Source organism: Nocardia sp. NPDC058244, assembly GCF_042882065.1.
Lineage (GTDB): Bacteria > Actinomycetota > Actinomycetes > Mycobacteriales > Mycobacteriaceae > Nocardia.
In genome coordinates this window covers 50,575-68,225 of record NZ_JBHVWX010000004.1, presented here as the reverse complement: position 1 = coordinate 68,225, position 17,651 = coordinate 50,575, and the positions used below count along the sequence as shown (strand labels likewise).

Annotated in this window: 18 protein-coding genes; 13 read left to right on the top strand and 5 right to left on the bottom strand. The window is 71.4% G+C overall.

Annotated elements, in window-relative coordinates; all coding sequences use genetic code 11:
- The first annotated feature begins 35 nt into the window (after nucleotides 1–35).
- Genes ACFVW6_RS13345 through ACFVW6_RS13330 form a run of 4 tightly spaced genes read left to right on the top strand, consistent with a single transcriptional unit; the run spans nucleotide 36 to nucleotide 5,264 of the window.
- Entirely contained in the window at nucleotides 36–1,328 is a 1,293-nt protein-coding gene (locus ACFVW6_RS13345; protein WP_378828030.1) for a TetR/AcrR family transcriptional regulator, read from the top strand.
- Nucleotides 1,325–2,266 carry an SDR family NAD(P)-dependent oxidoreductase gene (locus ACFVW6_RS13340; RefSeq protein WP_378828032.1) on the top strand — a complete coding sequence of 314 codons (942 nt, stop codon included), beginning with the start codon at nucleotides 1,325–1,327 and terminating at the stop codon, nucleotides 2,264–2,266. The genes ACFVW6_RS13345 and ACFVW6_RS13340 overlap by 4 nt, the downstream gene beginning before the upstream one ends.
- Nucleotides 2,256–3,896: an AMP-binding protein gene (locus tag ACFVW6_RS13335; RefSeq protein ID WP_378828035.1), complete on the top strand. Its 1,641-nt coding sequence runs from the start codon at nucleotides 2,256–2,258 to the stop codon at nucleotides 3,894–3,896. Before ACFVW6_RS13340 ends, ACFVW6_RS13335 begins: the two co-directional genes overlap by 11 nt.
- A 21-nt stretch (nucleotides 3,897–3,917) precedes the next feature.
- Nucleotides 3,918–5,264 (top strand): lipase family protein, encoded by a 1,347-nt coding sequence (locus ACFVW6_RS13330; RefSeq protein WP_378828037.1) that lies wholly within the window; start codon nucleotides 3,918–3,920, stop codon nucleotides 5,262–5,264.
- A 22-nt stretch (nucleotides 5,265–5,286) separates the two neighbouring features.
- Here ACFVW6_RS13330 and ACFVW6_RS13325 read toward each other — a convergent pair whose 3' ends face one another.
- Nucleotides 5,287–5,748 (bottom strand): VOC family protein, encoded by a 462-nt coding sequence (locus ACFVW6_RS13325; protein WP_378828039.1) that lies wholly within the window; start codon nucleotides 5,746–5,748, stop codon nucleotides 5,287–5,289.
- Between the two features lie 122 nt (nucleotides 5,749–5,870).
- Between ACFVW6_RS13325 and ACFVW6_RS13320 the strand changes: the two genes are divergently transcribed.
- Genes ACFVW6_RS13320 through ACFVW6_RS13310 form a run of 3 tightly spaced genes read left to right on the top strand, consistent with a single transcriptional unit; the run spans nucleotide 5,871 to nucleotide 8,528 of the window.
- On the top strand, nucleotides 5,871–6,845 hold the full coding sequence (locus ACFVW6_RS13320; protein ID WP_378828041.1) for a helix-turn-helix transcriptional regulator: 975 nt from the start codon (nucleotides 5,871–5,873) through the stop codon (nucleotides 6,843–6,845).
- A 34-nt stretch (nucleotides 6,846–6,879) separates the two neighbouring features.
- Nucleotides 6,880–7,755, top strand: coding sequence for an alpha/beta fold hydrolase (locus ACFVW6_RS13315; RefSeq protein ID WP_378828043.1), 876 nt, complete (start codon nucleotides 6,880–6,882; stop codon nucleotides 7,753–7,755).
- Nucleotides 7,756–7,769: 14 nt separating this feature from the next.
- The gene (locus ACFVW6_RS13310) at nucleotides 7,770–8,528 is read left to right on the top strand and encodes a MerR family transcriptional regulator (RefSeq protein ID WP_378828045.1); all 759 of its coding nucleotides are present in this window, start codon (nucleotides 7,770–7,772) and stop codon (nucleotides 8,526–8,528) included.
- 89 nt (nucleotides 8,529–8,617) lie between these two features.
- On the opposite strand, the gene ACFVW6_RS13305 is transcribed toward ACFVW6_RS13310, so the two are convergent.
- Nucleotides 8,618–9,133 (bottom strand): universal stress protein, encoded by a 516-nt coding sequence (locus tag ACFVW6_RS13305; protein WP_378828047.1) that lies wholly within the window; start codon nucleotides 9,131–9,133, stop codon nucleotides 8,618–8,620.
- Between the two features lie 155 nt (nucleotides 9,134–9,288).
- Between ACFVW6_RS13305 and ACFVW6_RS13300 the strand changes: the two genes are divergently transcribed.
- Nucleotides 9,289–10,176, top strand: a complete 888-nt coding sequence (locus ACFVW6_RS13300; RefSeq protein WP_378828049.1) for a helix-turn-helix domain-containing protein — start codon at nucleotides 9,289–9,291, stop codon at nucleotides 10,174–10,176.
- Nucleotides 10,177–10,243: 67 nt separating this feature from the next.
- Here ACFVW6_RS13300 and ACFVW6_RS13295 read toward each other — a convergent pair whose 3' ends face one another.
- The gene (locus tag ACFVW6_RS13295) at nucleotides 10,244–11,161 is read right to left on the bottom strand and encodes an alpha/beta hydrolase (protein WP_378828051.1); all 918 of its coding nucleotides are present in this window, start codon (nucleotides 11,159–11,161) and stop codon (nucleotides 10,244–10,246) included.
- A 166-nt stretch (nucleotides 11,162–11,327) separates the two neighbouring features.
- On the opposite strand from ACFVW6_RS13295, the gene ACFVW6_RS13290 reads away from it, so the two are divergent.
- From ACFVW6_RS13290 to ACFVW6_RS13280, 3 genes are all read left to right on the top strand, one after another.
- Nucleotides 11,328–11,897, top strand: a complete 570-nt coding sequence (locus ACFVW6_RS13290; protein WP_355276692.1) for a TetR/AcrR family transcriptional regulator — start codon at nucleotides 11,328–11,330, stop codon at nucleotides 11,895–11,897.
- A 73-nt stretch (nucleotides 11,898–11,970) separates the two neighbouring features.
- Complete coding sequence (locus ACFVW6_RS13285; RefSeq protein WP_378828055.1) at nucleotides 11,971–12,993, top strand: medium chain dehydrogenase/reductase family protein; 1,023 nt, start codon at nucleotides 11,971–11,973, stop codon at nucleotides 12,991–12,993.
- A 31-nt stretch (nucleotides 12,994–13,024) separates the two neighbouring features.
- Nucleotides 13,025–13,621 carry an ABC transporter permease gene (locus ACFVW6_RS13280; RefSeq protein WP_378828057.1) on the top strand — a complete coding sequence of 199 codons (597 nt, stop codon included), beginning with the start codon at nucleotides 13,025–13,027 and terminating at the stop codon, nucleotides 13,619–13,621.
- 50 nt (nucleotides 13,622–13,671) lie between these two features.
- On the opposite strand, the gene ACFVW6_RS13275 is transcribed toward ACFVW6_RS13280, so the two are convergent.
- On the bottom strand, nucleotides 13,672–14,472 hold the full coding sequence (locus ACFVW6_RS13275) for an alpha/beta fold hydrolase (protein WP_378828059.1): 801 nt from the start codon (nucleotides 14,470–14,472) through the stop codon (nucleotides 13,672–13,674).
- A 146-nt stretch (nucleotides 14,473–14,618) separates the two neighbouring features.
- Between ACFVW6_RS13275 and ACFVW6_RS13270 the strand changes: the two genes are divergently transcribed.
- Both ACFVW6_RS13270 and ACFVW6_RS13265 read left to right on the top strand, forming a co-directional pair.
- Entirely contained in the window at nucleotides 14,619–14,816 is a 198-nt protein-coding gene (locus ACFVW6_RS13270; RefSeq protein ID WP_355276684.1) for a three-helix bundle dimerization domain-containing protein, read from the top strand.
- Between the two features lie 80 nt (nucleotides 14,817–14,896).
- Entirely contained in the window at nucleotides 14,897–15,886 is a 990-nt protein-coding gene (locus ACFVW6_RS13265; RefSeq protein WP_378828062.1) for an Acg family FMN-binding oxidoreductase, read from the top strand.
- Between the two features lie 3 nt (nucleotides 15,887–15,889).
- On the opposite strand, the gene ACFVW6_RS13260 is transcribed toward ACFVW6_RS13265, so the two are convergent.
- The gene (locus ACFVW6_RS13260; protein WP_378828065.1) at nucleotides 15,890–17,572 is read right to left on the bottom strand and encodes a SulP family inorganic anion transporter; all 1,683 of its coding nucleotides are present in this window, start codon (nucleotides 17,570–17,572) and stop codon (nucleotides 15,890–15,892) included.
- Nucleotides 17,573–17,651 lie beyond the last annotated feature (79 nt).

Below are 17,651 nucleotides of genomic sequence, written 5' to 3'. Positions count from 1 at the left end.
ATCAGTATTCAGATTCCAGTGGTATCTTGATTCGCATGGCACGGATGACCCGACCGGAAAGCCAGGCACGCACGCGCGAGGCGCTGGCCCGGACAGCTCGCGACCTGTTCATCACCGACGGATTGGCCAACACCTCACTGGCGCGCGTCGCCGAGGTCGCCGGCTATTCCAAGGGTGCGGTGTACTCCAACTTCCGCAACAAGAACGAGCTCTGCCTGGAAGTTCTCGAGCTGATCCACACCGACGTGCTGCGCGATCTGGAGGCCCTGCGGGCAGGGTCGAACTCGGCGCCCGAACTCCTCGCCGCGCTCGCCTCCTGGGCACGGGCGCGGATCGAGAACGTCGCGCTGACCCGCCTCGGCGTCGAGCTGGCGCTGGCGAGCCGCGACGACGCGCAGCTGCGCGACCAGCTCGCCGCCAAGCTCGCCGCGGTGCGCACACAGCTCGCCACCCTGCTCGCTCCGGTGACCGCGAACGCCGACCCCGACCTACTGCCCGCGCGCACACTGGCGGCGTTCAGCATGGTCACGGGCCTGAGCGTGCAGCGTACCGTCGACCCGACCATCTCCGCCGATCAGGTCGGCGACGTGCTGCCGAGCCTGTTCACGACGAAGTTGAAAGATGTTCAACTCGAAACCGGCGAACCAGAAGTTGAAAAAGTTTCAAAACGCGGCAAGCGTACCGATCGCAGCGACGATTCCCGCGCCGCGCTGCTGGACACCGCGATCGCCGTCTTCGGTGCCAAGCGATTCGACGAGGTCTCCACGACCGAGCTCGCACGGCAGGCGGGCGTGGCGATCGGCCTGATCAACTACCACTTCGGCGGCAAACGCGGCGTCTACCTGGCCGCGGTGGAGGCCGTGTACACCGACTTCTGGGACCGCCTGCAAGCGCTGCGCGGACCGGCGGTCTCCCGCCTCATCCAGGGCCTCGATCTCTACTTCGACCACGCCGAGCGCTACCAGGGCTCGCCGCTCGCACTCAGCGCGCGGGCCACCGATCCCGACCTCCAGGCCATTCACGACCAGCACTTCGACCGGCTCATCGTCGCCCTGCTGCAGGAGGTGTCCGGCGGGCCCGGCACCGCGCTGGTGCGCACCTCGGTGGCGGGCTGGCTCGCCTTCGTCGAGGGCGCCGTCGCCGATTGGCTGCGCACCGGCGACCTGAGCCGGGTGCAACTGCGGGAACTGCTGGTCGGCAATTTCTTCACCACCGCGCAGGCGGTGCTGTCGCTGGATCCCGGCACCCCACTGTCCTCCCGCGCGATCACCGCGCTGTTCGACCACGTCCAACCACTCGACGACGAGAAGACGGAGCACGACCGATGACCACCTCCCTCGACACCGGACCTACCAACCGGCTCGCCGCCGGGCCACTCGGCCGCGGCGTCGCCTGGCTGATCGGCCCACGCGGACTGAAGGATCCGGCCCGGCTGCGCCGCGCGGTGGCGGGCAGGGTCGCCGTCGTCACCGGCGCGTCCTACGGCCTGGGCGAGGCCACCGCCCGCATCCTCGCCGACGCCGGGGCGACCGTGGTGCTCGGTGCCCGCTCGGTGGATCAGCTGGAACTGATCGTGGGCGAGATCAAGGAAGCCGGTGGCACCGCCGTGGCCATCCCGCTCGACCTGGCCTCGGAGGATTCCGTCGCCGCCTTCGCCGAGCAGGTGCTCACCCAGTTCGGGCAGGTGGACTTCCTGGTGCACAACGCGGGTAAGTCGCTGCGCCGCTCGATCCACCTGTCCTACGACCGCCCCAAGGATCTCGCCACCACATCAACGGCGAACTACCTCGGCCCGATGCGCCTGACTCTGGCGCTGCTGCCCAGCATGCGCGAGCGTGGGTCCGGCCACATCGTCAACGTGTCGACGGTGGCGGTCATGTTCCCGGTTGCCCCGAAGTGGGGCTTCTACCTGTCCTCGAAGGCAGCGTTCGACATCTGGATGCGCGCGGTCGCGATGGAGGCGCGCACCGACGGCGTCACCCTGACCACGCTCTATGCCGGTGCGATGTTCACCAGGATGAGCGCGCCCAGCGGCTGGATCTCCGCGATGCCGGGGCATTCCGCCCGCGAGGCCGGCTACATCGTCGCGCGGGCGGTGGTGCGCAAGCCCCGGACGTTGACCCCCGCCTACGGGCGGCCGCTGGCCGTGGTGTCGGCACTGCTGCAGAACCCGCTCGAGATCGGCGCCGGGTTCCTGTACCGCTTCCTCGGCGACACCCCGGCGTCGCTGGCCGGCGCGGCGAAGGGCTCGGGCGATGTCGCCTGACCCGGCCGGATTCCGCTGGCGCGACGCCCTCGTGCCGCTCGCCGCCTCGGGCGCGCTGAGGCCCGTCGGGATCGGCACCGCGCTGCGTATCGGTGCCGCGTATCGGCAATACGGCCCGTCCCTCGCCACCGTGCTGGCGATCTCGGCGGCCCGCTACGCCGACCGCACGGCTGTCGTCGACGATCGGGGCGCGATCACCTATGGGGCGCTGCAACGCCGTACCGAGGCCATCGCCGCCGCGTTGCACGCGAGTCACCCCGGCGCGCGCACTCTCGCCGTGCTGTGCCGCAACCATCGCGGGTTCATCGAGGCCACCATCGCCGGGGCCCAATTGGGTTGTGAGCTGGTTTTTCTCAATACCGACCTGCCCGCCGCCCAGCTCACGCCGATCCTCGCACGGCACCGCCCCGACATCCTGATCCACGACGCCGAATACAGCCACGCCGTCGTCGCGGCCGGATTCGCGGGGGCGAGGGTGCTCGCGGACACCGAGGACGCCGACCTTCTTTCGCTGGATTCACTTGCGCACCAAGAGTATCCGGCCCCACCGCGAGTTCGCGACACGGTGAAGATCACCTTGCTCACCTCGGGCACCTCGGGGCTGGCCAAGGGTGTCTCGCGGCCGATCAGCCAGCGGGTGCTCGCCGAGATGGTCGCGACCTCGATGTCGGCGACCCGCTTCACCTCCCGCGACGTGATGGTGCTTGCGCCGCCGTTCTTCCACGGCTTCGGGCTCGCCGTGCTCACCGGCGCGCTGGCACTCGGCGCGACCGTGGTCACCCGTGCCCGGTTCGACCCGGAGCGGGCGCTGGCCGATATCGAACGTCATCGCGCGACGGTGTTCGTCGGTGTTCCGGTCATGATCCAGCGGTTGGTCGCCGTTCCGGACCAGCGGCGACGCGAATTCGACACCGGCTCCCTGCGATTGGCCGTCACCGGCGCCGCCCCGATCGCGCCGGCGACGATCAGCCGGTTTCTCGCCGCGTTCGGCCCGATCCTGGTGAACGGATACGGCTCGACCGAAGCCGGGGTGGTCTCCATCGCCACCGCCGAGGACCTGGCCGTCTCCCCCAAGACCGCGGGCAGGCCCGCCATCGGGGTGTCGGTCCGGATCCTGCGCGCGGACCGCACCGTCGCCGCGGCCGGTGAAACCGGCACGATCTTCGTGCGCGGCGGGCTCGGCTACCACGGCTACGTTCCCGACCCGAACGCGACGACGCCACGCAAGGAAGTGATCGACGGCTTCGTCAACACCGGCGACATGGGCCATCTCGACGCCGAGGGCAGGCTCTACGTCGACGGACGAGATGACGACATGATCGTCTCCGGCGGCGAGAACATCTATCCCAAGGAGGTCGAGGACGTCCTCGCCGATCATCCGGCGATCGGCGATGTCGTCGTACTCGGCGTGCCGAGTACGGAATTCGGCCAGGTGCTACGCGCTTACCTGGTGCCGGCGCCCGATCAGGTCGTGCCGGCGGACGACGAGCTCAAGTCGCATATCCGCGCCCGCCTCGAGCGCTACAAGGTACCCAAGGAATTCGTTGTGCTGGAACAGATTCCACGCAATCCCAGCGGCAAGATCCTGCGCCGCCTGCTGGCCGAACACCCCGGGCCCGGTTCCCGGTAGCTGTCGACAAGGAGTATCCCCATGCGTATTTCCGGCACATCGCGGTGCCTCGCCGTGCTCGTCGCGGCGGCCCTGTCCGTCGGCGGCTCCGTACTCACCGCGTCGCCCGCCGTCGCCGCGCCGTGGACGGGCGACTTCTACCTGCCACCCGACCCATTGCCCGATGCCGCCCCCGGCGACATCCTGCGCAGCGAACCGATCCAGTTGCCGCTGTCGCTGCCGATCGGCGGCGTCGTCACACCGGCGCGCGCCCAGCGGATCATGTACCGCAGCAACGACACCCACGGGAACCCGGTCGCGGTGACCGGCACCTACTTCGAGCCGAGCGCGCCGTGGACCGGGCCGGGCGACCGGCCGGTGGTCGCGGTCGCGCCGGGTACCCAGGGACAGGGCGACCAGTGCGCGCCGTCCAAGACCTTCGCCGAGCTGATCCACTACACCTTCCCGCTCGACCTCTGGGTCAACTACGAGGTCCTCACCGCCTACACCCTGCTCGCGCGCGGCATGTCCGTCGTGGTCACCGACTACTACGGGCTCGGTACGCCCGCGATGCACGACTGGATCAACCGCCGGTCGCAAGCGCACGCGGTGCTCGATGCCGCGCGCGCGGCCAAGAAGCTGCCGGGCACTTCGCTGACCGCCGGATCGCCGGTGGCGCTGGCGGGTTACTCCCAGGGTGGCAGCGGCGCGGCGGCAGCGGCGGAGCTGCAGCCGACCTACGCACCGGAACTCGAGGTGCGCGGCAGCGTGATCGGCGCGCCGCCCGCCGATCTCCTGGCCACCGTGCACTCGGCCACCATCGAGGGCGGGCCGCTCGGCAACGCCGCGCCCAGCGGGGCCGCGCTCGGCCTGTTCGGCTACATCGCCAACGGCATCGCGGCCGACTATCCCGAGGCCGTGCCGGAGATCGACCGCATCGTCAACGCCGACGGCAAACGCATGATGGCCGAGGTCGCCACCACCTGCGTCGCCGAGATGGGGCTGCGCTACATGTATCGCGGTTCCGCCATGTTCACCACCAGCGGGCGCACCCTCGTCGAGGACATCCTCGCGTCACCGACGCTGCTCGCCATCCTCGACGAGCAGCGCATCGGCCGCCTGACACCCGGTGCGCCCGTGCTGATCTCGAGCTCGACGGGCGACGACGTGATCCCCTATGCCCAGGTCAGGCAGCTGGCGGCCGACTGGTGCGGCAGCGGCGCGACCGTCCAGCTGTCGAAGGTCGACTGGCTGCCGCCGCTCCTGCCGAGCACCAATCTGGGACACGACCTGGGCATGCTCCCCTACCTCGTCGAGTCGGCCGGGTGGCTCGGCGATCGCTTCGCCGGCGTACCGGCCGCGTCGAACTGCGCGCGCCTGCCGGACTGACCGAGGGCCCGGTTCGGTCCGGTCAGTCGAGGCAGAATTCGTTGCCTTCGGGGTCGGCCATGACGAGGAAGCCGAAGCTCATCGGGGGCTCGGGTTCGAAGCGGCGCAGCCGGGTCGCGCCGAGGGCGACCAGTCGCGCGCATTCGGCTTCCAGGGCGGTCATCCGCTCCTCGCCCTGGAGGCCGGGAGCCGCGCGGACGTCGAGGTGGACGCGGTTCTTGGCGACCTTGCCCTCCGGCACCTGCTGGAAGAACACGCGCGGGCCGTCCCCCGCCGGGTCTTCGATGGCCGAGCGGGTGTTGCGCTGCTCCGCCGGAACGCCGAGCCGGGCGAGGAATTCGTCCCAGGCGGCGAGCGGGTCGGCGCCGTCCGCCAGCTCGACTCCGGGCGGGCCGGGATGCACATAGCCGAGCACCTCACGCCAGAAGGTCGACAGCGCCTTCGGATCGGCGGCGTCGAAGGTGACCTGGAATTGGCGGCTCATCGCGATTGCTTCCTCTCGTCGGTTCAGCGGATGGTCCCAGTCGAGGTCGACTGCGTCCCTGCGGACACTCTCGCACCAATAGCGGACAGATCAGGTCCGCTATCTCTGGCACGCTGAGAAACGTGAACAGCGACAGCGCGGAACGCGGCCAGACCGAGCGGGTCCTCACGCTGCTCGGTCTGCTGCAACAGCGGCAGGTGTGGACCGGTCCCGAGCTGGCCGAACGGCTCGGGATCACCACCCGCACGGTCCGCCGCGATGTCGACCGGCTGCGCGCTCTCGGCTATCCGGTCCAGGCCGGTCAGGGGGTCGGCGGCGGCTACCGGCTCGGTCCCGGTCAGGAGCTGCCGCCGCTGCTGCTCGACGATCAGGAGGCGATCGCCACCGCGGTCTCGCTGCTGGTCGGCGCGGGCGGGGCGGTCACCGGCGACGGCGCGCTGCGGGCACTGACCAAGCTCGACCGGGTGCTGCCGACCCGGCTCCGGCACGAGGTGCGCGCGCTGACCGGCTCGGTGGAGTCGTTCGGCACCGGGCACACGCCGGTCGACCCGGACGCGCTGATCACCCTGGCCAGGGCCTGTCGGGACGAGGTCGAGGCGGGGTTCGGCTATCCGTCCGCCGGCGCGACGCGACACAGGCGGGTCGAGCCCTATCGCCTGGTCGCCTCGGATCGGCGCTGGTATCTGTTCGCCTACGATCTCGACCGCGCCGACTGGCGCAGCTTCCGCGTCGACCGGATGACCGAGGTCGCCGCGCGCACCTGGCGGTTCCGGCCGCGCCCCGCACCCGACGCGGCGACCTACGTGCAGGAGGGCGTGGCGAGCCGGGTCTATCCGAAGCAGGCGCGCTTCCTCGTGCGCGCGGACGCCGACACCGTTCGCGCCCAGCTCCCCGGCTCGACCGCCGTGGTGCGCGAGCGCGACCGGACGTCGTGCGAAATCCTCAGCGGTGCCGCCGATCTCGACATCCTGCTGGTGCGGATACTGCTGCTCGGCCACGACTTCGCGGTGCTCGATCCCCCGGAGCTGGCGGCGCGCTGTCACGCGCTGGCGGACCGGCTGCGGGCGGCGGGCACCACGATCCCGGACGGAGCTTGACCTTGACCCTGCGTCAGGGTCACAGAGTGATCGCATGACGAATATCTGCGACCACGCCCCGCCGATCGGCGGGTTCCAGGAGATCGACGGCCGACGCCTCTTCGTGTTCCGGTCCGGTACCGGTGGGCCCGCGGTCGTCTTCCTGCCGGGCGCGAGCGCCGTCGGCCTGGACTATTTCGGTGTCCAGCAGCAGGTTTCGCAGTTCACCACCGCCGTCGTCTACGACCGTGGCGGCACCGGGTACAGCGCCGCGCTGCCACTACCGCGCACCGCGGCCGCGGTCGCCACCGAGCTGCGGGAACTGTTGCGGGTCCAGAACATTCCCGGCCCGTACGTGCTGGCGGCCCACTCCCTCGGCGGGTTCTACGCGCATCGGTTCGCGCAGCTGTACCCGGGCGAGGTCGCGGGGCTGGTCTGGCTCGACGCCCTGCACCGCGACTGGGACGACCACGTGCCGCCCGAGGCGCGCCTGGCCGCGACCGAGCAGCTGGGTCCCGACCTCGCCCAACTCGCCGAGCTGCGGCCTGCCATGCGCGCCATGCGGGCCGAGCTGCTCACCGGCTATCCGGCCGCGATCAGGGACGCGCTGCTCGACGCCAAGGGCAGCGACGCCTGGCTGCGCACCGGGATGGCCGAACGCCGCACTCTCGTACCGCTCGCCACCGAATTGCGGGAGGGGCCGGGGATTCCGGACGTGCCGGTGGTCGCGCTGACCGTGGTCTCCGACGATCCGGCCCAGCGCGACCTCGACGCCGCCAAGACGCGGATGGACGCGGCGCTGGTCGGTGCCGTCTCGCACGGCGAGCAGCGCGTGCTCACCGATACCTTCCACCACCGGCTCTGTTTCGACCGGCCGGACGCGGTGGTCCGGGCGATCCGGGACGTCGTCGACCGGGCGGCCCGCCCCTAGACTCGGCGGCGACGATGTTCGACGACCCGAGGGGACCGGTGCTCACGATCGGCCAGCTCGCGGCGACGGCCGGGGTGACCGTGCGCGCCGTGCGCCACTACCACCACGTCGGCCTGCTGCCCGAGCCGCAGCGCGACGCCTCGGGCTATCGCCGCTACGGCGCGCAGGCGGCGGTGGACCTCATCCGAATCCGCACCCTCGCCGACGCCGGGGTGCCGTTGTCGCGCATCGACGCGCTGCTGCACGCCGAGCCCGCCGAGTTCGCCGCCGCCGTCACCGCCATCGACGACGAGCTCCGACGCAGGATCGACCAGCTCACCGACTACCGCCGCCGGATCGCCGCGCTCGACAGCGGCGAGAGCCTGGTGCTGCCCGCCGAGGTGGTCGCCCTGCTGGACCGGATGCGCGCGCTCGGCATCGGCGAGCGCCGGATCCGCCTCGAACGCGACGCCTGGATCCTGTTGCAGGCCATCGACCCGCGCGCCCTCCCCCGCCGCGTGCGCGAGAAGAACGCCGACTTCGACGACCCGGCGACGACCCGGATGGTGCTGGCCTGCGACCGATCCGTCGACTGGGACCCGCGCGACCCACGCCTCGACCAGCTCATCGACGAGCTGGACGCCTGGGAGATCGCGCACGAGAGCGACACCGGCCGCCCGGCGAACCGCCTCGTCACCGCGCACATCGCCGAGGCGTCCCCAGCCTGGCAGCGCATCGTCGAAACGCTCGCCCACCGCGCCGAACAGCGTCGGACCTCGCCGCGCGACAGCTGATCCGGGCACGGTCGGGGCCGTGATCGGCGCTACATGCGCGGGCGACAGTGGGCGGACGACACAGGCGGTGCGGCGGTGGCCGACCGAACTCAGTCGCCGGGGCCTGCCGGGACCAGCAGGACCGGGCGGTGCGCGTGGTGGACGAGGTGGGCGGAGACCGACGCGCCGAGCAGGCGTTCGATGAGCGACGGGAGTCCGTGCCGGGGCGCGCCGATCACGATCATCGACGCGTCGTAGGTCTCGGCGAGGGCGTCCAGCAGGTGCGCCGGATTGCCGCGGCGCGCGTAGTAGGTCCAGTTGCCCGGCAGTTCGGCGAGCCGGGCGCACGCGGCGGCGCGTTCCCGCTCGACCGTTTCGGTGACGGCCCGCTCCCAGTCGGCGGCGTCGGGATCGGTGGGCAGATCGTCGGCGTCGATGACGTGGACGACGTGCAGGTGAGCGCCGAGCCGGGTGGCCAGTCCGATCGCGACACCGAGGGCCACGTCACTGGCCCGGTGCCGGTCGTAGCCAACCACCAGGTGCGTGGCCGCCGCCGTCGGACCGGCGGGACCGTCCACCCGCAGCACCTCGCTCCGGTCACCCGGTGGTTCGGAACCGTCGGTCATCGGTCCTCCTGAGAAGTCCGGCCGGGCCCACCGAGGCGGTCACCCGCTACCCACCCACCATCATGCGCTCCGCGGCCCGGCGGCCGGGTATCCGCGCCGGACGGGGGTACCGCCAGACCCTCCATCCCGCACGACAACCGCCCTAACCTGGAGGGATGGAGTTCGCCGAGGACATCAAGGAGTTCCTGACGACCCGCCGCGCCAAGATCGTGCCGGGACAGGTCGGGCTGCCGACCAGCGGGCGACGCCGGGTCGCCGGGTTGCGCAGGGAGGAGGTCGCGCTGCTGGCGGGGGTGAGCGCGGAGTACTACATCCGGATCGAGCGCGGGCGCGTGGACGGGGTCTCCGACGACGTGCTGCACGCGATCGCGAGTGCGCTGCGGCTCGACGAGGCCGAGACCGAGCACCTGTTCGATCTCGCCCGCGCCGCCACCACCCGGCCGGGGCGCAGGCGCGGCCAGGCGCCGAAACGCGAACAGGTGCCCGAGGGGATTCTGGCCCTGATGGATTCGATGACCGCGCCTGCGGTCGTGCAGAACGGCTGCCTCGATCTGCTCGGCGCCAACACACTCGGCCGCGTCCTGTACGGGCCGGTGTACGAACGGCAGACCGGCACCCCGAATCTCGCGCGGTTCCTGTTCCTCGACCCGCGCGCGAGCGAGGTCTTCCCGGAGTGGGAGCGCGCCATCGACGAGGTGGTCGCGCTGCTGCGGGTGGAGACGACGCGGGCGCCGCAGTCGACCGCGCTGACCGGGCTGATCGGCGAACTGGCCACCCGCAGTACCGAATTCCGCACCCGCTGGGCTGCCCATGACGTGCGGGTTCATCGCCGGGGCAGCAAGACGTTCCGGCATCCCGTCGTCGGCACGCTGCCACTGCGCTACGAGGCGCTCGAGATCGGCGGCACGGCGGGCCTGACCCTGATGGGTTTCACCGCGGTACCCGGCTCCACCGCCGACGAGGCGCTGCGGCTGCTGTCGAGCTGGGCGGCCACCGAGCAGACGGCCGCGACCACACCGGTGTCCCCGGCGATCGACGAGTAAGCCCTTCGACGACGCGAAAACAGCGCAGCGGCGGAGAATTCCGCCGCTGCGCTGTTTCGGTGTGCGCTCAGTTCCGCGCGGCCAGGTTCTCCTGGAAGAACGGCGTCGCCTCGGTGACGGCCCGCTCGACGTACTTCGGCACGTCGTAGAAGTCCATGTGCGCGGCACCGTCGACGACCACCAGCCGCTTGGGGCTGCGCACCCGCGAGTACAGCCCCGCCGAGGCCCACAGCGAGCCTGCCTCGCTGCCCGCGATGATCAGGATCGGCTGCGTGAGCAGGTCCTCCACCAGGTGGAACGCGTCGAAGCCGAAGATCTTCGAGATGCTCTTGGTGAACAGCTTCTTGTTCTGCGCGTTGGGGTGCTGCGCGCGCGGGGTCAGGTAGTAGTCGCTCGCCTCGACCAGGTCGCGCGGCGTGTTCTCGTCCGGCTGGGCGGGCACGTACGGGATGTAGGCGGGTTCGGCGCCCTGCGCCTCGGCGGTGCGCTGCCCGGCGACGGCGTCCAGGGTCGGCGCCGCGGCGGAATCGGGGTCGGTGCCCAGCCAGCCACGGCGGTAGGACGAGCCGATGTCGATGCCGCTGACGGTGGCCAGCGCCTTGATCCGGTGGTCGGTCTTGGTCGCGGCGACGGAGTAGCCGCCACCGGCGCAGATGCCGAACACGCCGACGCGCTCGGCGTCGATGTAGCCCAGCGACTGCAGGTAGTCGACCGCGGCGCGGACGTCCTCGACGCGGGCGCCCGGGTCCTCCAGGAAGTGCGGTTCGCCGCCGCTCTCGCCCTGATGCGACGCGTCGTAGGCCAGTGCGACGAAGCCCTGCTCGGCGAACTTGCTCGCGTAGAGCCCCGCGGTCTGTTCCTTCACGCCGCCACCCGGATGCACCGTGATGATCGCGGCGTAGCTGCCGGCCGGGTCGAAATCGGCGGGCAGGTGCAGGTTGCCCGCGATGTCGATCGGCCCACTGGGGAACTTGACGGATTCCATGAAAACTCCCTGCTCGAGACGGTGCTCGACCGATCGGTGCGAGCCTCGATCTCTACAGTGCCGCGCTGCGGACGGGCGCGGGAGAGCCGGTTTATAGGGGGTACCGGCTGTTCCCCCCACCGGTGGGAGTTGACGCTCCAGAAAGAGTGAGTGTACAGTCACTCACATGAGCAAGAGCGGAGCCACCCTCTCCAAGTCGGACGTGCGGCGCGATGCCGTGGTCGACGCCGCGATCGTCGAGTTCGCCAGGACCGGCTATCACGGCACGCCGATCAGCACGGTGGCGGCGACGGCTCAGATCTCGCCCGCGTACGTGTTCAAGCTGTTTCCCGGCAAGGTCGCCCTGTTCGTCGCGGCGCTCGAGCGGTGCTTCGACCGGATCGTGGCGGCCATGTCGAGCGGTGCGGCCAGGTCCACCGGCGAGAGTCCCGAACAGATCCTCTACGACATGGGCGGCGCCTATGCCGAGCTCATCGGCGACAAGAGCCTGCTCATGCTGCAGGTGCACGCCCAATCCGTCGCGGACGTGCCGGAGATCGGCGCGGCCCTGCGCGACGGGCTGGCCAGGGTGACCGAGCTGGCCAAACAGCGCTCGGGCGCCGCGGACGAATACGTCCAGCGCTTCATCGCCTTCGGCCAGCTCTGCCACCTGATCACCACCCTCGGCCTCGACGGCGACAACAGCGCCTGGGCGCAGATCGTCACCGCGGGCATCCGCCACCCGAAACCCCACTGACCGGCAATGCCCCGCCCGGGGCATTTTTTCGGACCATCGAGTGATTGACCAGTCACACACTAGGAGTATCGCCATGTCCACCACCGCCACCGAAATCGTCCTGCCCGGCCGCGTCGAACCAGCGGGCCTGCTGATCACCCGGCGCGAACTGCCCGCGCCCACCGCCGGCCAGGCGCTCGTCCGCGTCGAGGCCAGCGGCGTGTCCTTCGCCGAGCAGCAGATGCGGCGCGGCAAGTACTACGACCAGCCGCCGTTCCCGTTCGTGCCGGGCTACGACCTGATCGGGACCGTCACCGCGGTCGGGACCGACGTCGACCCGGCCCTGGTCGGCACGCGGGTCGCCGCGCTCACCAAGATCGGCGGCTGGGCCAGCCACGCCGTGCTCGAGGCGGCCGACCTGGTGCCGGTACCGGCCGCGCTCGACGCCGCCGAGGCCGAGACCTTCGTCGTCAACGGGATCACCGCCTGGCAGATGCTCTTCCGGACCGCGAAGGTCCGCGCGGGACAGACGATCCTGGTGCTCGGCGCCAACGGTGGCGTCGGCTCGACCCTCGTGCAACTGGCCCGCGCCAACGGAATCCACGTCATCGGGACCGCCTCGGCCCGCCATGCCGAGGCGGTGCGCGCCCTCGGCGCGACCTGGGTGGACTACCGCGGCGAGGTCGCGCGGCAGGTGCGGGCGCTCGCCCCCGGCGGGGTGGACGCCGTCTTCGACCATGTCGGCGGACCCGGGATCGCCGACTCGTTCGCGCTGCTCGCACCGCACGGCACGCTGGTCTCCTACGGCACCGCGGCCACCAAGAACGACGAGGGCGATTCCCGGCTGCCGGTGCTGAAGCTGTTCGCCCGGCTGCTGCTGTGGAACGCGTTGCCCAACAAGCGCAACGCGCACTTCTTCAACCTCTGGGCGGGCAAGCGGAACCGCGCCGGCTTCCGCGCCCGCATCGCCGCGGACCTGGGACAGGTCTTCGCGCTCGCCGTCCGTGGCGACCTGCGCGCCCAGGTCGCCGCCCGTATCCCGCTCACCGAGGCCGCCCGTGCCATGGAACTCGCCGAGTCCAGCACGGTCGTCGGCAAAGTCGTCGTCGTCGCCTGATCCGTTCCGTCCCGCACCCAGGAGATCTGTGATGTCCCAGCCCGTTTCGTCCGCCGAAGCCCGACCGTCCACCCTGCGCGTCCTGCTCGACAACCGGCCGTCCTACCTGAGTTTCGGCCTGGCCTGGCTGCTCGGCCACGGCGCCTACGCCCTGTCCCACGGCGCCGATCCGCTGCTGCGCCTGCCCGCGGCCGTGCCGACCGCGCTGCTGATCGCGGGGCTGCTGATCGCGATGGTGATCACCAGCGTCGTGACGATGCGGGCGCAGCGGGGCGCCACCGGCGCCGACGCGGTCGTCGGCAACCTGCTCGCGGTGTCCTGGCTGGTCGGATTCGGCGCGCTGTTCCTCGTGATCACCGCGCTGAGTTCGGCACTGGCCCAAGATGATCTGAAGATGCTGCTCTGGCCGACCGGTTCCGGTCTGATCGTCGGCCTGCTCTACCTCGCGGGCGGCGCCGCCTACCGTGACGTGCTGCAATACGCGCTCGGCGCCTGGCTGGCCCTGACCTCGACGGCCGCCCTGTTCCTCGACGGCGCGAGCCCGTACTGGGTGCTGGCCCTCGCGGGCGGCGGCAGCTATCTGACCGCCGCGGCCGTCGAACCCCGCCGACGGGCCATGGCCGCCTGACGTTTTCGCCCGATCGCCCGCCCGGACCCACCGGGCGGGCAATCGGTGGTTCAGCCCGCTGCGGCCTGCTCGACGACCTCGGCGACCACCTGCGGCTGCGCGACCAGGGACGCGTGCGACGCGGGGACCTCGCTGGTCCTCGCCCCGATCCGGCCCGCCATGAAGCGCTGGGACGCGGGCGGAATGACCCGGTCCTCGCCCGAGACCAGGTACCAGCTCGGCAGGTTCCGCCAGGCGGCGGGCCCGGACAGCTCGAGATTGGCGGCGACGGCGATCGAGCGCTGATGGGCGATCATGTCGGCGGCGGTCGCGTCGTCGACGTCCTGGGCGAACACCCGGTGGAACGACGCGGGATCGACATAGCCGTCGAGGCTCTTGCCCGCGAGGCCCTGCGGGTCGTCGACCAGTGCGAGTTGCAGGACCGGGGGCAGCAGCTGGCTGCCGGGGAAGCGGATCGGGTCGAGCAGGAGCTGGGTCGGCTCGCCCTGCGTCGGGGCGAAGGCCGCGATGTAGACCAGGGCGGTCACGTCGGGATCGTCGACATTGGTGATCACCGCGCCGCCGTAGGAGTGGCCGACCAGCACGATCGGCCCGTCGATGCCCGCGATGGCGCGTTCGACGGCCGCCGCGTCGTTGGCCGGGCCGCGCAGCGGGTTGTCCGGCACGACCACGCGATAGCCGTCGGCGCGCAGGGCGGCGGCGACACCGTCCCAGCTGGTGGTGTCGGCGAACGCGCCGTGCACCAGCACCACGGTCGGGTGCTCGGCGGCCAGGGCGGGCGCGGCGGTGAGCACGCAGGCGCTCAGCCCGGCGGCCAGCGCGAGGGCCGTGCTCGGTCGGATTCTGCTCATGATCGGTCTACCTCTCCCGGCGATCTCGGATTCAGATGACGTGCGGCACGGATCTCTCCTGTCCACCATCACCGCTGCGGCAACATCTGGCAAACAATCCGCGCGATCTGGTTGACCCTCGGTCGACCCCGGCTGACCATGAAGTCATGGCCACCGATGAAGCTCAACAGATCGACGAAGTCGTCGTCCGCCTCACGCAGCGATATCCCAGCATCGCCCCCGAGTTCATCTCCGACACCGTCCACACGGCCTACGACCGGTTCGCCGACGTGCACGTCCGCGACTTCGTCCCGCTCCTGGTCGAGCGCCGCGCCAGCCGCAGCCTGTCGACCCCGCCCACCTGAGCCGATGAGTGACTTCGGTCCCCCGCGAAAGTGCGCAAAGCCCGTTTCGGCCGTCCGGATCCCGGACCAGGCTGGATGACATGACCGAGCAAACGGTTCCTCCGATCCCCGACCACCCCACGGTGCGCGCGGCGATCCGGCTCGGGTGCCGGGCGCCGTCGGTGCACAACACCCAGCCGTGGCGCTGGGTCTTCGACGGCACCGCGCTGGAGCTGTGGCGCGACCCCACCCGCGTGCTCACCGAGGCCGACCCGACCGGACGGCAGGCCGTGATCAGCTGCGGTGCCGCGCTGCACCATGTGCGGACCGCGTTCGCCGCCGCCCACTGGCACACCGAGGTCACCCGGCTGCCCGATCCCGACCGCCCGGATCTGCTGGCCCGCATCGCGTTCGCGCCGTGGCCCGATCCGCCGATCGGCGAGCTGCGCCGCGCGGAGGCGATCGACCGCCGCTACACCGACCGGCTGCCGATGGCGGCGCCGATCGGCCTGTCCTCGGTGATGTCCACCGTCGGTGGACTCGTCGCGCCGCACGATCTCGACGTGGATGTGCTGCCGGAGGACACGCGTCCCCGGTTGACCACCGCGTCCGAGCAGGCCGACGCCCTGCGCACCTACGACATGCAATACCAGGCCGAACTGCGCTGGTGGGCGGGACATTCCGAGAAATCCGACGGCGTCCCGCCGACCGCGCTCGCCTCGGAATCCGAGCGGGCCAGGGTGGGTGTCGCACGCGCGTTCCCGGCACCGGGTCGCTCGGCGCGACGCGGCGAGCTCGACGACGATCACGCGCGCCTCGCCGTGCTGTCCACCGGTGCGGAAACGACGCTGGACTGGCTGCGGGCGGGCGAGGCGCTCTCGGCGGTGCTGCTCGAGTGCACCGCGTCGGGCCTGTCGACCTGCGCGCTGACACACATCACCGAACTCCCCGCGAACCGGCGCCTGCTGGCCGGCCTGGCCGGGCGGCCGGGCGCCCCGCAGGTCGTCGTCCGGATCGGCATCGCGCCCGGGGACGAACAGCATCCGCCCACCCCGCGGCGGCCGCTGACCGAGGTGCTCACCGAGAAGTAGCGGTCAGGCGTCGGCCCGGAAGGCCTCGATCGCGGTGGGCAGGGTGGGAAACAGCAGGCCGGGACCGATGCGCTCGGTGAGACCGGACGCGTCCAGATCGTCGCGCAGATCCTGTTTGACCCGCGCCATCGCGAAAACCACCCCGCGAGAGGTCAATTCGTCGCGGACCTGCTCCACGGCGTCGAGCGCGGTGAGGTCGACCTCGACATTGGCTTCGGCGTTGAGCACGAACCAGCGCACCGGTTCACCGCTGCGCTCGGCCCACCAGTCGACCGCGGCCAGCGCGCGCTTGCGGAAGTCCTCGGCGTTGGCGAAACACAGCGGCGCGTCGTAGCGGTACACCACCAGTCCGGCCAGGGGTGCCGCCTCGGGGTAGTCGTCCACGTCGTGCATGCCGTCGAGGCCGGGGACGAAGCCGAGGACGGCGTCGTGGCCGCGGGCGATCCGGCGCAGCAGGTCGAACACCGACAGCGCGATCGCGACGAGCACGCCGTAGAGGACGCCGAGCACCAGCACCGCGGCGACGGTGCCGAGCGCGATGAACAGCTCGCTGCGGCGGAACCGGGCGATCCGGCGGAACTCGCGCACGTCGATCAGCCGCAGCGCCGCGTAGACGACCAGCGCGCCCAGCGCCGCCGAGGGGAATTGGGCCAGCAGCCCGGTCGCGCCGAACAGCACGACCAGCACCGACACGAGGGTGACCAGGGCGTAGAGCTGAGTGCGCGCGCCCATCAGGTCGGCGATGGTGGTGCGGCTGCCGCTACAGCTCACCGGGAAACCGTGGGTGAACGCGGTGGCCACATTCGTCGCGCCGAGACCCGCCAGTTCGGCGTTGGCCTGCACGCGCTCGCCGTGCCGGGCGGCGAAGGCCCGCGCGGTCAGCGCGTTGTCGGAGAAACCGACGACGGCGATGCCGACCGCGGGCAGCAGCAGGGCCACCACATCATCGAAGGCGATGGCGGGCAGCCCCGGCACCGGCAGACCGGCGGGCACCTCCCCGACGACATCGATGCCGAAGCGCTGCAACGAGAACACCCCGACCGCCAGCGCCGCGGCCAGCACCGCGATCAGCGGGCCCGGCGCGCGTGGCGCCCACCGCGCCATGATCAGCAGGGCAGCCAGGACGGTACCGGCCAGGAGCGCGGTGGCCGGATGCCACTGCGCGAGGTTGGACACGAACGATCGCACCTGGTCCAGGACGGACTCCCCCTCGACCGGCACGCCGGTGACGGACTCCAGCTGACCGGCGATCATCAACCCGGCGGTGCCGGCCAGATACCCGACGAGGACCGGCCGGGACAGCAAATCGGCCAGTACCCCGAGCCGCGCCAGCGCCGCGACCAGGCACAGCACGCCGACCAGCAGCGCCAGCAGCGCGGCCAGCGCCGCGTAGCGGGACGGGTCGCCCGCGGCCAGCGGGGCCAGCGCGACCGCCGTCATCAGCGCGGTCGTCGACTCGGGGCCGACCGAGAGCTGTCGCGAGGTCGCCAGCAGCGCGTATACCGCCAGCGGCCCGATCGTGGCCCACAGCCCGACCACCGGCGGCAGCCCGGCGACCGTCGCGTAGGCCATCACCTGGGGGATCAGATAGGCGGCGACGGTCACGCCCGCGACCACGTCCGAACGCAGCCACGCGCGCCGATAGTTCCGGAACTGCCGCAGACCGGGCAGTGCGCGCTCCAACACAGTGCGAACATTGTGCGCCGTCGCGGCCGCGCGCGGCGCCGACGTCACCGGATCGGGACGCGAGTCCCACTCCCGGAGG

Coding starts and splice junctions, on each gene's coding strand:
- ACFVW6_RS13345 (WP_378828030.1), top strand. CDS start 36: ATGGCACGGATGACCCGACCGGAAAGCCAGGCACGCACGCGCGAGGCG.
- ACFVW6_RS13340 (WP_378828032.1), top strand. CDS start 1,325: ATGACCACCTCCCTCGACACCGGACCTACCAACCGGCTCGCCGCCGGG.
- ACFVW6_RS13335 (WP_378828035.1), top strand. CDS start 2,256: ATGTCGCCTGACCCGGCCGGATTCCGCTGGCGCGACGCCCTCGTGCCG.
- ACFVW6_RS13330 (WP_378828037.1), top strand. CDS start 3,918: ATGCGTATTTCCGGCACATCGCGGTGCCTCGCCGTGCTCGTCGCGGCG.
- ACFVW6_RS13325 (WP_378828039.1), bottom strand. CDS start 5,748: ATGAGCCGCCAATTCCAGGTCACCTTCGACGCCGCCGATCCGAAGGCG.
- ACFVW6_RS13315 (WP_378828043.1), top strand. CDS start 6,880: ATGACGAATATCTGCGACCACGCCCCGCCGATCGGCGGGTTCCAGGAG.
- ACFVW6_RS13310 (WP_378828045.1), top strand. CDS start 7,770: ATGTTCGACGACCCGAGGGGACCGGTGCTCACGATCGGCCAGCTCGCG.
- ACFVW6_RS13305 (WP_378828047.1), bottom strand. CDS start 9,133: ATGACCGACGGTTCCGAACCACCGGGTGACCGGAGCGAGGTGCTGCGG.
- ACFVW6_RS13300 (WP_378828049.1), top strand. CDS start 9,289: ATGGAGTTCGCCGAGGACATCAAGGAGTTCCTGACGACCCGCCGCGCC.
- ACFVW6_RS13295 (WP_378828051.1), bottom strand. CDS start 11,161: ATGGAATCCGTCAAGTTCCCCAGTGGGCCGATCGACATCGCGGGCAAC.
- ACFVW6_RS13290 (WP_355276692.1), top strand. CDS start 11,328: ATGAGCAAGAGCGGAGCCACCCTCTCCAAGTCGGACGTGCGGCGCGAT.
- ACFVW6_RS13285 (WP_378828055.1), top strand. CDS start 11,971: ATGTCCACCACCGCCACCGAAATCGTCCTGCCCGGCCGCGTCGAACCA.
- ACFVW6_RS13280 (WP_378828057.1), top strand. CDS start 13,025: ATGTCCCAGCCCGTTTCGTCCGCCGAAGCCCGACCGTCCACCCTGCGC.
- ACFVW6_RS13275 (WP_378828059.1), bottom strand. CDS start 14,472: ATGAGCAGAATCCGACCGAGCACGGCCCTCGCGCTGGCCGCCGGGCTG.
- ACFVW6_RS13270 (WP_355276684.1), top strand. CDS start 14,619: ATGGCCACCGATGAAGCTCAACAGATCGACGAAGTCGTCGTCCGCCTC.
- ACFVW6_RS13265 (WP_378828062.1), top strand. CDS start 14,897: ATGACCGAGCAAACGGTTCCTCCGATCCCCGACCACCCCACGGTGCGC.